This window comes from Terrabacter sp. Soil811 (assembly GCF_001429655.1).
Classification (GTDB): Bacteria; Actinomycetota; Actinomycetes; order Actinomycetales; family Dermatophilaceae; genus Terrabacter.
On record NZ_LMSX01000001.1, the window covers coordinates 297,003 to 310,332 of the forward strand.

Genomic DNA, 13,330 nt, shown 5'->3' on the forward strand with positions numbered 1-13,330 from the left:
CCTGTGGTGGCCGTCTCAGAAGCGGCTACCCGCGGGTCACGTCTCGCTACGTTCGGGGACACACCGCACTGGTTCGACTCTGTCTCGACCCACCAATGACGCTGCGACGTAAGGACCTTCAATGCAGGCCATCCGCGACGCCATCCTCTCCGGCGACCGCACCCAGGAGACCTACGCGAACATCGAGATCCCCGCCACGTACCGCGGGGCGACCGTCCACAAGGACGAGGTCGGCATGTTCGAGGGGCTCGCCACGCGCGACAAGGACCCGCGCAAGTCGCTGCACATCGACGAGGTACCCGTGCCGGAGCTGGCGCCGGGAGAGGCGCTCGTCGCCGTCATGGCCAGTGCGATCAACTACAACACCGTGTGGACCTCGATCTTCGAGCCGGTCTCGACCTTCGGCTTCCTCGAGCGCTACGGCCGCATGTCGGAGTTCTCCAAGCGCCACGACCTGCCCTACCACGTCGTCGGGTCCGACCTCGCCGGCGTCATCCTGCGCACCGGACCGGGCGTGACGAAGTGGAAGCCCGGCACCGAGGTCGTCGCGCACTGCCTCTCGGTCGAGCTCGAGGACGCCGAGGGCCACAACGACACGATGCTCGACCCGCAGCAGCGGATCTGGGGCTTCGAGACGAACTTCGGCGGACTCGCCGAGCTCGCGATCGTCAAGGCCAACCAGCTGATGCCCAAGCCCGGCCACCTGACGTGGGAGGAGGCCGCCTCCCCGGGCCTCGTCAACAGCACCGCCTACCGCCAGCTCATCTCCAAGAACGGCGCCGCGATGAAGCTCGGCGACCGCGTGCTCATCTGGGGCGCGTCCGGCGGCCTCGGCTCCTACGCCACGCAGATGGCCCTCGCCGGCGGCGCGACCCCGATCTGCGTCGTCTCCTCGCCCGAGAAGGCCGAGATCTGCCGCGCCATGGGCGCCGAGCTCATCATCGACCGCAACGCCGAGGACTACCGCTTCTGGAACGACGAGGGCACCGAGCAGAACCCGCGCGAGTGGCAGCGGCTCGGCAAGAAGATCCGCGAGCTGACCGGTGGCTACGACGTCGACATCGTCTTCGAGCACCCAGGCCGCGAGACGTTCGGCGCGAGCGTCTACGTGGCACGCAAGGGCGGGACCATCGTCACCTGCGCGTCGACGTCGGGCTACATGCACGAGTACGACAACCGCTACCTCTGGATGAACCTCAAGCGCATCGTCAGCTCGCACTTCGCCAACTACCGCGAGGCGTGGGAGGCCAACGAGCTCGTCAACCGTGGGCTCATCCACCCGACGCTGAGCAAGACGTACACCCTCGACGAGGTGGGGCAGGCGGCGCTCGACGTCCACCGCAACGCCCACCAGGGGAAGGTCGGCGTGCTGACGCTCTCCCCCGAGCCGGGCCTCGGCGTCACCGACCCCGAGAAGCGCGCGGGCTTCGAGTCGGCGATCAACCGCTTCGCCGACCAGTAGCCGCCCTGCAGCCGTCGCACGAGGGCCGGCCCGCCGTCACGGTGGGCCGGCCCTCGTCGGTTGCGTCAGCGGGACTCGAGCACCCGGGTCAGCTGCTCCTCGGTGTCGTTCGCGAGCTTCTCGAAGACGAGCTTCATCGCGGGCGCGGCGAGGTTGGCGAGCCCGTGCATGTCGAGCTCGGCGTGGTAGGTGATCTCACTGCCCTCACCCGAGGGCAGGACGGTGATCGTGTCGGTCGACGTCGCGCTGTCGTTGCGCCCGACGAGGACGATCCGGGTGTCGGTGAGCTCGGCCAGCTCGTAGTCGAGCTCGGTCGTGACGCCGGCGATCTTCGAGACGTTGTGCCACCTCGCACCGACCGCGACCGGTCCGTCGCCGACGCGCGTGCACGACTCGGTGCCGGGATCCCACTCCTCGGCGTTCGCAAAGTCCTTGAGGTAGGCGATGACGACCGCGGGCGCGGGATGGACGGTGAAGCTGCGGGTCACGCTGGGCATGGGTGCTCCTCGAGCTGGTCGGTGTGCGAGCGACCCCGCCGGTCGGGTGTCGTCGTGTTCTCGTTCACCCGTCCCGTACCCGTACGCCGTCCCGCCCGGGACACGGTCGCGCGCGGGGCGGCGCGCGGGCGGCGCGCGGCGTGGCGCCCGGCAGGGCGTCCCCCGCACTGACACGCCACGGGCGACCCGGCCCCGTGGGGAGTGCCTGACGTAGGCTCGCGGACGTGAGCATCTGGGGACGGTGGACGGCGTACCGCCGCGCCCAGCGCGCCCGGATGGACGAGTTCCGGGCCCGCGACCTCGGCTTCGACGAGCGCGCCTCGCGAGCCGCGTACGGCGAGCCCCCGGCGTCGCCCGAGGCGCCGCCCGAGCCCGACCTCCTCACGACCACCCTCCCGATCGGGGCGGGGTCGTCCGACGCCAGCACGCCCGCCGGCAGCACGCCCGCCGGCAGCACGCCACCCCGCGCCCCGACCGACGCCCCCGGCGACACCGCCCGGCCCCACGGGACCGGCGCCACCGCACCGGCCCCGTCGGGGACCGGCGGGGGCAAGCGGGGCAAGGGGAGCCGGCGCGACTTCGGTCAGAGCGGCACCCCGTTCAACCGCCAGTCGCCCTTCTACATCGGCTTCGTGGGCGCCGTCGGCGTCCTCACGGCGTATGCCGTCGTGCAGGCGGTCGGCCGGCTCGGCACCGTCATCACGCTGCTCGTCATCTCGTTCTTCCTGACTCTCTCGCTCAACCCGCTCGTCGAGGCGCTGACCCGGCGCAACCTGCGCCGGGGGTGGGCCGTCACCATCGTCTTCCTCGGCGTGCTCGCTGTCTTCGCGCTCGTCGGCTGGGTCGTCATCCCGCCCGTGGCCGACCAGGGCGGCGAGCTCGCCACGAACGCCCCACGTCTCTTCGACAACCTCTTGGCGAACCCCTGGGTGCAGGACGTCGACCACCGCTACCAGCTCGTCCAGCGCATCCAGGAGGAGGTCAACAAGCGCGTCGCCGACGGCAACCTGTGGGCCGGCGTCTTCGGCGGCGTCCTCGACGCGGGCAAGGTCATCGCGACCGGCGTCTTCAGCGGGTTGACCGTCCTCGTCCTCACCCTCTACTTCCTCGCCTCCCTCCCTGCGGTCAAGCAGGCGGCCTACGCCCTCGTCCCCGCCAGCCGGCGCCCGCGCACGGTCTCGCTCGCCGAGGAGGTGATGCGCCGGGTCGGGTCGTACGCCATCGGCCAGGTCGCGGTGGCCGCGATCAACGCGTTCTTCGCCTGGATCATGATGAGCCTCATCGGACTCCAGTTCGCTGCCGTGCTGGCGGTGCTCGTCGGCTTCCTCGGGCTCATCCCGATGATCGGCGCGACCCTCGGGGCGACCGTCGTCGCCGTCGTCGCCTTCTTCGACGAGCCCAAGAAGGCGCTCATCGTCATCATCTACTTCATCGTCTACCAGCAGATCGAGAACTACGCCGTCATGCCGCGCATCATGCAGCGCACCGTCGCGGTCCCCGGCGCCGTGACGGTCGTCGCCGCGCTCGCCGGTGGAGCCCTGCTCGGCATCCTCGGCGCACTGCTCGCGATCCCCTTCGCCGCGGGGGCGCTGCTGCTCTACGAGGAAGTCCTCGTCCCCCGCCAGCGCCGGCACTAGCCACCGACGCCATCCGATGGCGTATGCCGTGTGCCGGGGACCCGACGAGGCGCTCCCTACCCCGGGCGGCCGGCGTCCCGCCGCTCCAGCGCGGTCACGACGGCCGCCATGTCGAGCGCCCCCAGCCCGGCAGCCTCGGTCTCGCGGAAGAGCTCACGGGTCGCTTCGAGCAGCGGGCTGTGCGCCCCGACCGCCCGGGCCGCCTCGGCGATGAGCCGGGTGTTGGTGTGGACGTCGCGCACCGCCGCCTGGGCCTCGAAGTCACGGGCCACGAGCTTGGCGAGCTTGACAGCCGACACCGCGCTCGCCATCGGACCGGAGTCGAGGGCGCGCCGGAAGACCTCGAGGTCGAGGTCGAGACGGTCGGCGAGGTGGAAGGCCTCCGCCAGCCCGGCGACCATCGTGCAGAGGTAGAGGTTGACGGCGAGCTTGGTGCCCGTCCCGGCGGGGACCTCGCCGCACCGGACGACCTCGCGGCACATCGCGGCGAGCAGCGGTGCGACGCGGTCGACGACGTCCGGTCGCCCGCCGACGAGGGCCACGAGCTCCGCCCGCTCCGCCGGGATGCGCGACCCCGAGACGGGTGCCTCGGCGTAGTCGCCCCCGGCCCCCTCGACGTCCCGGGCCAGCCCGGCAGAGAAGCCGGGCGACGTCGTGCCGAGGTGCACGAGCGTGCGCCCCGACACCAACCGCGTGAACGCAGCGCTCCCCCGCTGCAGGACCTCGTCGACCGCTGCCTCGTGGGCCAGCATGAGCAGGACGACGTCGCTCGCCTCGAAGACGGCCGCCGGCGAGGGACCCACGACGGCTCCGAGGCCCTCGAGCGCAGCGACCCCACCCGGAGACCGGTTCCACACGGAGAGAGGAACACCCGCGCGCCGCAGGTTGGCGGCCATGGGTCGTCCCATGATGCCGAGACCGATGAACCCGACTCGCGTCTCCATTGCCGCCTCCGACCCTCCCACGCCATATGACAACTGTCATAGTAGCGGCCTGAGCATGACAGGTGTCATAGTCGAGACCCACGTCGAGCACCGGAAGGCGCCATGTCAGCCAGCACGCACGGACCGCGCGAGCGCATCGTCTACGAGACCGCCCAGCGCCTGCGGCGGGCCGGCGTCACCGGCACGGGGCTGCGAGAGGTCGTGGTTGCGGCGGACGCACCGCGCGGCTCCCTCCAGCACTACTTCCCGGGCGGCAAGGACCAGCTCGTCGGCGAGGCCCTCGAGTGGGCCGGCACCTGGGCCGCCGAACGGGTCAACCAGCACCTCGCCAGGATGAGACGGCCGACCCCCGCGCGGCTCTTCGCAGCGATCGTCGACGACTGGGCGACCGACCTCGCGGTCCGTGACTTCGAACGAGGCTGCCCGGTCGCCGCCGCGGTCGTCGACTGCGCGGACACCAACGAGGCCGTGCGGCAGGCTGCCAAATCGGCCCTGGAGACGTGGCAGCGCCCGATCACCGACGCCCTCGCCTCGATGGGCCGGACGCCCCGACGGGCGCAGGCCCTCTCGACCCTCATGCTCTGCGCCCTCGAGGGAGCCATCGTGCTCGCCCGGGCGCAGCGCGACACCGCCCCCCTGCGGCTCGTGGCCCGCGAGCTCGCCCCCGTCCTCGACGCCTGAGGCCCTCACGCCCCGACGGGCTCCGCGGTTCGATGCATCCCGCGGCCACGGGTGACCGGAGGACACATCGACCGGACGAGTCGTCAGCGGTAGGAGTTGCCGCTCGGACGGGCGTCGCGCTTCTGCCAGCAGCCGGTGTGCCAGTGCCGCCGGTCCCCGAGCCCGCCCACGCCCTCGGCCGGCCACACGACGACGTGCGCGAGGCCCGGGGGGATGTCCTGCTGGCAGCCCGGACACAGGTAGTCACGGGTGGCGGACGCGCCGCTCACCGAGCGCACCGTCCAGCGCGTGCCGGCATACGACTCCTCACGCGTGGAGCCGCCCTGGATCCGCGTCACGTCGAGCGGCACGTGCTCGCGCGCGTGCTTGCTGGGACGTCGACGCGAGGGCATGGCTCCAGCGTAGGTGTCAGGCGTAGGTGCGGAAGCCACGCCCCGTCTTGCGGCCGAGGTAGCCGGCCGTGACGAGGTGCTCGAGCAGCGGCGCCGGCGCGTAGCCGCGCTCACGGAACTCGAGGTAGAGCTCGCGCTCGATGGCGAGCGACACGTCGAGGCCGACGACGTCGAGCAGCTCGAACGGACCCATCGGCAACCCGCAGCCGGTCTTCATGGCCGTGTCGATGTCGTCGGCCGTGGAGTAGTTGGCCTCGAGCATCTTCACGGCGTCGTTGAGGTAGGGGAAGAGCAGGGCGTTGACGATGAAGCCGGCGCGGTCGCCGCACGTCACGGCGTGCTTGCCGACCGTCGCGCAGAGCGCCCGCACCGTGGCGACGACGTCGTCGGCGGTCGAGACCGTGTGCACGACCTCGACGAGCTTCATGACCTGGGCCGGGTTGAAGAAGTGCATGCCGATGACGTCCTGGGGACGCTTCGTGGCGGCCGCGCACTCGACGACGGGCAGTGAGCTCGTCGTCGTCGCGAGGATCGCACCGGGGCGGCAGATCTCGTCGAGGTTCTCGAAGAGCGCCCGCTTGACGGTGAGGTCCTCGACGACGGCCTCGACGACGAGGTCGACCTGCGCGAGGTCCTCGAGGCGGGTCGTGCCACGCACGTGGGCCAGCGCCGCGTCGCGGTCCTCCTCGGTGGCCTTGCCGCGCTGGACGGCCTTCTCGAGGCTCTTGGCGAGCGCGGCCCGGACGGCCTCGACCTTGGCGTCGCTGCGGGCCACGAAGGTCACGTCGAGACCGGCCTTGGCGAAGACCTCGACCATCCCCGTGGCCATCGTGCCGGAGCCGACGACGCCGACCGTCCGGATCGGGCGCGTGCCGGACGTCGAGTCCTCAGCGGCGGCCGGCGTCAGGGCGTCGTCGACGACTGCCGAGCTGCCCGGTGCGGCATACGTGTAGAAGCCGCGGCCGCTCTTGCGACCCTTGAGCCCGGCGCTGACCATCTGCTTGATGATCGGGCTCGGCGCGTGCAGGCGGTCACGGCCCTGCTTGTACATCGTGTCGAGGATCTCGTAGGCGGTGTCGAGGCCGATGAGGTCCATGAGGGCGAGCGGGCCCATGGGGTAGCCGCAGCCGAGCTTCATCGCGGCGTCGATGTCCTCGCGGGTGGCGTACTTGCTCTCGTACATCGCGACGGCGTGGTTGAGGTAGCCGAAGAGCAGCGCGTTGGCGATGAAGCCGGCCTTGTCGCCGACGATGACGGGCTTCTTGCCGAGCCGCTCGGCGAGCGCCTTGACGTCCTCGAAGATCTCGTCGCTCGTGATGACGGTCTTGATGACCTCGACGAACTGGAGCACGGGGGCCGGGTTGAAGAAGTGCATGCCGACGACGCGCTTGGGGTTGATCGTCGCGACGGCGATCTCGGTGACGGGCAGCGAGCTCGTGTTCGTCGCGAGGATCGCGTCGTCGGAGACGATGGCGTCGAGCTTGGCGAAGATGTCCTTCTTGAGGTCGAGGTGCTCGGGCACGGCCTCGACGACGAGCTGGCACTCCTTGAGGTCGGCCATGTCGCTCGTGAAGAGGACCCGGGCGTGCAGCGCGGCCTGGTCCTCGGCTGCGAGCTTGCCGCGGGAGACGGCCCGGTCGGTCGAGTGCTGCAGGACGCCCTTGCCCTTCTCGACCGCCTCGTCGGTGACCTCCACCGCGACGACGTCGATGCCGTTGCGTGCGAAGACCTCGACGATGCCGGCACCCATGGTGCCGAGTCCGATGACGCCAACCTTGGTGAACTCACGAGCCATGGGCGAAAGTCTCGCAGAGGGTGTGCGCCGCCCACACCCGCCCAGGGCGTGACGCTGCCCACGCCCCCTCCTCTAGGGTGGACCGGTGCGTCTCGTCATAGCCCGGTGCAGCGTCGACTACGACGGTCGCCTCACGGCCCACCTCCCGCTCGCGCCCCGCCTGCTCGTCGTCAAGGCCGACGGGTCGGTGCTCGTCCACAGCGACGGCGGCTCCTACAAGCCGCTCAACTGGATGTCGCCGCCCTGCACGATGGCCGAGGTCGAGCCGGACGAGGTCCAGGCCGGCGAGGGTGTCGTCGCGGTGTGGCGGGTCCAGCACGCCAAGAGCGAGGACCGCCTCACCGTCCTGCTCCACGAGGTCCTCCACGACTCGAACCACGAGCTCGGCGTCGACCCCGGCCTCGTCAAGGACGGCGTCGAGGCGCACCTGCAGAAGCTGCTCGCCGAGCACATCCACACCCTCGGCCACGGCTGGTCGCTCGTGCGCCGCGAGTACATGACGGCCATCGGTCCGGTCGACATCCTCGCGAAGGACTCGGCCGGCACGAGCGTCGCCGTGGAGATCAAGCGCCGCGGCGAGATCGACGGCGTCGAGCAGCTGACCCGCTACCTCGAGCTGATGAACCGCGACCCGCACCTCGCGCCCGTCACCGGGGTGTTCGCCGCCCAGCAGATCAAGCCACAGGCGCGCACGCTCGCCGAGGACCGCGGCATCCGCTGCGTCGTGCTCGACTACGACGCCCTCAAGGGCATCGACGACGCGGAGTCCCGCCTCTTCTGACCCACCGAGGGCGTATGCCGTGTGGCCGCCCGGGCGCACCGGCGCACCGGCCCTCACACCCAGCGCGAGCGAAGGTCCGGCGGCAGCTTCTCGACGGCGAGCCGGACGGCGGGGCGCGGCATCCCCTCGACGTGCTCCTCGAGGAAGGCCACCAACCGGTCGCGGTCACGCTCACCGGCGTGCTTGGCAAAGATCCCGACGGGCTTGTGCACCAACGGATCCCGGTCGGTCGCGAGCTGGGCGGCGAGCTCCCAGCCGATCTCCACGTCGTCGGTGTCGAGGAAGCCGAGCGGCGCCGTCATGGCGGTGCGCCGGCGCAGCGGCTCGGGCGAGAGCGCGAGGTCGCGCAGGATCTGCTTGTCACGACCGACGAGCCACAGGCCGATGACGCGGGGCGCGGCCCGGTCGACCATGTCCCACGTCGTGATCCGGTCGTGGTGGCCGAGGTAGGTCCGGGCGAGGGTGCCGCGCCCGTGACCGTCGATCCGTTTGCGCCGTGCCTTGAAGTCGAGGATGCAGAGGGCCGCGAGCCGGGGCTCGTAGGCCGGGTGGGCGAGCAGCTGCTGCACCTCGCTGAGCGGGAGCCGCGTGTGTCGCTTGGCGATGGCGAAGAGCGTGCCCATCCGCACGCCGAGCGCCTCCTCGTCGGGGGCGAGGCGCTTGCGCACCGATGCGAGTGCCTCCGGCGAGACCTCGGCCTCGAGCTCGGCGACCACGGTCCCGGCGGTCGCCGCCGACGCCATCAGGACAAGCCCTCTATCGGTTGGGCGGTGACGCCGTCGGCGTCGACGAGCAGCAGGACCGGGTCGGGCGCCTCCCCTCCGCGCACGACGACGACGGTCTCGCCGCGGTGCCGGTCGACGAGCTCCTCGAGGCCCGATGAGCCGTCGTGGAGGTCGCCGTGCCCGAGGTGCGAGGGCACGCCCAGGTCGTCGGCCAGCGACTCGACCGGGCCGGTGTCGGGGACGTCGTCGGCGGCATACACCGCCTGGACCTTCTCGAGGTGGATCGCGGACGCCAGCCACGCGACGTCGGAGAGCGCCGGAGGGTTGACGACGATGACGCGCGCGGCGCACTGCAGGTCGCTCATACCTGCGACGCTACGCCTGCTCAGACGGGCGCGGACTCGAGGGGCGCAAGACCCCGTGCGGCGCGGATCACACCCACCATCTCGCCCATGATGTCGTTGAGGCCGAAGTCCTTCGGCGTGAAGACCATGGCGACGCCGGCGGCCCGCAGGGCGGCGGCGTCGGACTCGGGGATGATGCCTCCGACGATGACCGGTACGTCGCCGGCACCCGCCTCGCGCAGGCCACGCAGGACCTCGGGCACGAGCTCCATGTGCGAGCCGCTGAGGATCGAGAGCCCGACGAGGTGGACGTCCTCGGCGACGGCGGCCGCGACGATCTGCTCGGGAGTCAGCCGGATGCCCTGGTAGACGACCTCGAACCCGGCGTCCCGGGCCCGCACGGCCACCTGCTCGGCGCCGTTGCTGTGGCCGTCGAGGCCGGGCTTGCCGACGAGGATGCGCAGCTTCTCGCCGAGCTCGTCGCCGGTGCGCGCGACGAGCCGACGGACGTGGGACAGGGCGTCCCCGGGCTCGCTCGCGCCGACGCCCACCGAGCCGGAGACCCCGGTGGGTGCGCGGTACTCGCCGAACTGCTCGCGCAGGGCGGCGGCCCACTCCCCCGTCGTCAGCTCGGCACGGGCGCACTCGAGCGAGGCCGCCATGAGGTTGACGTCGGTCGCCGCGTCGGCGCGCAGGCGCTCGAGAGCCGCCGCGGCGCGCGCCCGGCGCTCGGGGTCTGCGTCACGCGTCTCGCGCCACGCGCGTACGGCCTCTGAGGCGTGGTGCTCGACGTCGGCGTCGACGGTCTGGATCGCGGTGTCGAGGTCGGCCGTGAGCGGGTTGGGCTCGGTGGTCTCGAAGCGGTTGAGCCCGACGATGACGGCCTCGCCCGCCTCGATGCGGCGTCGACGCTCGGCGTGGGAGGCGACGAGCGCGGACTTCATGTAGCCGGACTCGACGGCGGCGACGGCGCCGCCCATCTCCTCGACCCGGGCCATCTCTGCCTTCGCCCCGGCCACGAGCTCGGCGACCTTGGCCTCGACGACGACAGACCCGGTGAAGAGGTCGTCGTGCTCGAGCAGGTCGGACTCGTAGGCGAGCACCTGCTGCATGCGCAGGCTCCACTGCTGGTCCCACGGGCGCGGCAGACCGAGCGCCTCGTTCCACGCCGGCAGCTGGATGGCGCGGGCCCTGGCGTCCTTGGAGAGCGTCACGGCGAGCATCTCGAGGACGATGCGCTGGACGTTGTTCTCGGGCTGGGCCTCGGTGAGGCCCAGGCTGTTGACCTGGACGCCGTAGCGGAAGCGGCGGGCCTTCGCGTCGGTCACGCCGTAGCGCTCCCGGGTCAGCTCGTCCCACAGCTGCACGAAGGCGCGCATCTTGCACATCTCCTCGACGAACCGCACGCCGGCGTTGACGAAGAAGGAGATCCGGGCGACGACACTGGCGAACTCCTCGGGCGGCACCTGCCCCGAGTCGCGCACGGCGTCGAGCACGGCGACCGCCGTCGACATGGCGTAGGCGATCTCCTGCACGGGGGTCGCCCCGGCCTCCTGCAGGTGGTAGCTGCAGATGTTGATGGGGTTCCACTTCGGGATCTCGCGCACCGTGTAGGTGACCATGTCGGTGATGAGCCGCAGCGACGGCGCGGGCGGGAAGACGTAGGTCCCGCGAGAGAGGTACTCCTTGATGATGTCGTTCTGGGTCGTTCCGGCGAGCTCGTGCACCCAGGCGGCCGGGTCCTCGCCGGCGGCCTCGGCCTGGCGCTCGGCGGCGACCTGGTAGAGCGCGAGCATCCACATCGCCGTCGCGTTGATCGTCATCGACGTGTTCATCTCGCGGAGCGGGATGGCGTCGAAGAGCGCTGCCATGTCGCCGATGTGGCTGATCGGGACCCCGACCTTGCCCACCTCGCCCCGCGCGAGGACGTGGTCCGGGTCGTAGCCCGTCTGGGTCGGCAGGTCGAAGGCGACGGAGAGGCCGGTCTGCCCCTTGGAGAGGTTGCGGCGGTAGAGCGCGTTGCTCGCAGCGGCACTCGAGTGGCCGGCATACGTGCGCATGACCCACGGTCGGTCGGGGGTCACCCGGGCGGCCGGATGCGGCGTGCTCTCCGTCGAAGACATGGCTCGACGGTAGCGGCGGGGTGCAGCGGTGGGGAGGCGCTCAGGCGGTGAGAGGCGCCACAGTCAGGCTCGCCGGTGCCGGATGCCGCGGGGCGAGGATGCGCTCGAGCCGACACCCGCGCAGCAGGCGCGTCGTGCGGTCGCTCGCATCGACGAGCAGCAGACGGCGCTCGGCGCGGGTGGCGCGCCGGTGGAGGTGGACGATGACACCGAGGCCCGTCGCGTCGCCGATCTCGGCGCCGCCGAGGTGCAGGCGCAGCTCGCCAGGACCCTGGTTGATGACCGCGTGGATCGCGTCACGGATGTCGGGCACCGTGTGGACGTCGAGACGCCCCTCGATGATGACATCGTGGCCGTCGGGTGCGTCGAGCACTCTGACCGGACCCCTGCGGTGGGTGTTCAGCGTCATGTAGACCCCTCTCAACGCTGTGCCGTCACCATGATGACGCCTCAGCCAGCCAAAACGTTGCCCCTAGGAGTCAAGAAGTGGTCAAGAAAATACGAACATCGAGCGAAGAACTCCGCCGGCCTCCGTGCCGGGACTGAGCGCTCCTGACAAAAGGGGCGATCCGCCGCCGCAGCCGCGGACTGGCCCGGCGGTTCTGCGGGTTCGCCTACTCGAACGGGGGCTCGTCGTCGGGCTCGCGCGTCACGTCGGCGCCGAGGGCGCGGAGCGCCTGCTCGAAGCGCGGGTAGCCGCGGTCGATGTGGTGCACACCGCTGACGAGGGTGTCCCCCTCGGCCACGAGGCCGGCGATGACGAGTGCGGCACCGGAGCGGATGTCGCTGCTCTCGACGGGGGCACCGGACAGCATCGGGACGCCGTGGGTCATGACGTGGTGCCCGTCGATCTGCGCGTCGGCGCCGAGACGGGCCAGCTCCTGGACCGTGCGGAAGCGGGCCTCGAAGAGGTTCTCCGTGACCATGGCAGAGCCGTCCGCCACGGCGTTGTAGGACAGGGCGAAGGGCTGCAGGTCGGTCGGGAAGCCCGGGTAGGGCAGCGTCGCGACGTCGAAGGCGCGCGGGCGCCGGTCGACGGCCGACACCCTGAACCCGCGAGGGGTGACCTCGACGTGGCACCCCGCCTCCTCGAGGGCGCCCAGCGGCGCCCTGAGGTGCTCGGCGACCCCACCGACGACCTCGATGTCGCCACGCGTCGTGGCGGCGGCGAAGGCCCACGTGCCGGCCGCGATGCGGTCGGAGACGACGGCGTGCTCGGTCGGGACGAGGGCCTCGACGCCGTGGACGGTGATGCGCGACGTGCCGGCGCCCTCGAGCTTGGCGCCCATCGACACGAGCATCTCGGCGATGTCGATGATCTCCGGCTCCTTGGCGACGTTGTCGATCGTCGTCGTGCCGCTGGCCAGGACAGCCGCCGTGAGGATGTTCTCGGTGGCCCCGACGCTCGGGAAGTCGAGCCGGATGTCGGCGCCGCGCAGGCCGGCCGGCGCCGTGGCCACGAGGTAGCCGTGCGTCACGTGCACCTCGGCGCCGAGGGCCTCGAGGCCGGCCGCGTGCAGGTCGAGGCCGCGCGAGCCGATCGCGTCGCCACCCGGGACGGCCACGTCGGCCTCGCCGACGCGGGCCACGAGCGGGCCGAGCACGGAGATGGAGGCGCGCAGCGCCCGGACGAGCTCGTAGTCGGCCCGGTGACCGATGCGCTCGGGGACGTCGAGGACGACGACGCCCGCCGCCGGGTCGTAGTCGACACCCACCCCGAGCCGGCGCAGCAGCTCGGCCATGATCGTCACGTCGGCGATCGCCGGGACGTTCGTCAGCGTCGTGCGGCCCACGGCCAGCAGGGCCACGGCCATCAGCTTCAGGGCGCTGTTCTTGGCGCCGACGACGGCGACCTCGCCCACGAGGTGGGCACCACCGACGACACGGAATCGCTCTCTCACCCACCGAACCCTATCGGGGCACCGACCGACCGACGGCGCCTCCACGAC

The 13,330-nt window shown here is 71.5% G+C and carries 13 protein-coding genes; 4 read left to right on the forward strand and 9 right to left on the reverse strand.

All coding sequences use genetic code 11. The features are described 5' to 3' along the window. The first annotated feature begins 121 nt into the window (after positions 1–121). Positions 122–1,462 (forward strand): crotonyl-CoA carboxylase/reductase, encoded by a 1,341-nt coding sequence (ccrA, locus tag ASH01_RS01335; RefSeq protein ID WP_056770421.1) that lies wholly within the window; start codon positions 122–124, stop codon positions 1,460–1,462. 65 nt (positions 1,463–1,527) lie between these two features. On the opposite strand, the gene ASH01_RS01340 is transcribed toward ccrA, so the two are convergent. Beyond that, positions 1,528–1,959: an SRPBCC family protein gene (locus tag ASH01_RS01340; RefSeq protein ID WP_056770424.1), complete on the reverse strand. Its 432-nt coding sequence runs from the start codon at positions 1,957–1,959 to the stop codon at positions 1,528–1,530. A 224-nt stretch (positions 1,960–2,183) separates the two neighbouring features. On the opposite strand from ASH01_RS01340, the gene ASH01_RS01345 reads away from it, so the two are divergent. Next, positions 2,184–3,596 (forward strand): AI-2E family transporter, encoded by a 1,413-nt coding sequence (locus ASH01_RS01345; RefSeq protein WP_235509494.1) that lies wholly within the window; start codon positions 2,184–2,186, stop codon positions 3,594–3,596. Positions 3,597–3,652: 56 nt separating this feature from the next. Here the strand turns inward: ASH01_RS01345 and ASH01_RS01350 are convergent, their stop codons facing one another. Continuing rightward, complete coding sequence (locus ASH01_RS01350) at positions 3,653–4,540, reverse strand: NAD(P)-dependent oxidoreductase (RefSeq protein WP_056770431.1); 888 nt, start codon at positions 4,538–4,540, stop codon at positions 3,653–3,655. A gap of 102 nt (positions 4,541–4,642) precedes the next feature. Here ASH01_RS01350 and ASH01_RS01355 point away from each other — a divergent pair, with 102 nt between their 5' ends. Next, on the forward strand, positions 4,643–5,221 hold the full coding sequence (locus ASH01_RS01355) for a TetR/AcrR family transcriptional regulator (RefSeq protein ID WP_056770434.1): 579 nt from the start codon (positions 4,643–4,645) through the stop codon (positions 5,219–5,221). Between the two features lie 83 nt (positions 5,222–5,304). On the opposite strand, the gene ASH01_RS01360 is transcribed toward ASH01_RS01355, so the two are convergent. Together ASH01_RS01360 and ASH01_RS01365 are read right to left on the reverse strand one after the other, a co-directional pair. Continuing rightward, positions 5,305–5,613, reverse strand: a complete 309-nt coding sequence (locus ASH01_RS01360) for a hypothetical protein (protein WP_056770437.1) — start codon at positions 5,611–5,613, stop codon at positions 5,305–5,307. 16 nt (positions 5,614–5,629) lie between these two features. Continuing rightward, positions 5,630–7,408, reverse strand: a complete 1,779-nt coding sequence (locus ASH01_RS01365; RefSeq protein WP_056770440.1) for a 3-hydroxyacyl-CoA dehydrogenase family protein — start codon at positions 7,406–7,408, stop codon at positions 5,630–5,632. 85 nt (positions 7,409–7,493) lie between these two features. On the opposite strand from ASH01_RS01365, the gene nucS reads away from it, so the two are divergent. Beyond that, positions 7,494–8,189: an endonuclease NucS gene (gene nucS, locus ASH01_RS01370; RefSeq protein WP_056770443.1), complete on the forward strand. Its 696-nt coding sequence runs from the start codon at positions 7,494–7,496 to the stop codon at positions 8,187–8,189. Between the two features lie 53 nt (positions 8,190–8,242). Here the strand turns inward: nucS and ASH01_RS01375 are convergent, their stop codons facing one another. The 5 genes from ASH01_RS01375 to murA form a co-directional block, all read right to left on the reverse strand. After that, on the reverse strand, positions 8,243–8,932 hold the full coding sequence (locus tag ASH01_RS01375; protein ID WP_056770446.1) for a DNA alkylation repair protein: 690 nt from the start codon (positions 8,930–8,932) through the stop codon (positions 8,243–8,245). Further along, positions 8,932–9,279: a hypothetical protein gene (locus tag ASH01_RS01380; RefSeq protein WP_056770451.1), complete on the reverse strand. Its 348-nt coding sequence runs from the start codon at positions 9,277–9,279 to the stop codon at positions 8,932–8,934. Before ASH01_RS01380 ends, ASH01_RS01375 begins: the two co-directional genes overlap by 1 nt. 20 nt (positions 9,280–9,299) lie before the next feature. Continuing rightward, positions 9,300–11,318: a protein meaA gene (locus ASH01_RS01385; RefSeq protein ID WP_056772511.1), complete on the reverse strand. Its 2,019-nt coding sequence runs from the start codon at positions 11,316–11,318 to the stop codon at positions 9,300–9,302. A gap of 103 nt (positions 11,319–11,421) precedes the next feature. After that, positions 11,422–11,790: an STAS domain-containing protein gene (locus tag ASH01_RS01390; protein WP_056770456.1), complete on the reverse strand. Its 369-nt coding sequence runs from the start codon at positions 11,788–11,790 to the stop codon at positions 11,422–11,424. A gap of 205 nt (positions 11,791–11,995) precedes the next feature. Beyond that, positions 11,996–13,282 (reverse strand): UDP-N-acetylglucosamine 1-carboxyvinyltransferase, encoded by a 1,287-nt coding sequence (gene murA / locus ASH01_RS01395; RefSeq protein ID WP_056770458.1) that lies wholly within the window; start codon positions 13,280–13,282, stop codon positions 11,996–11,998. Positions 13,283–13,330 lie beyond the last annotated feature (48 nt).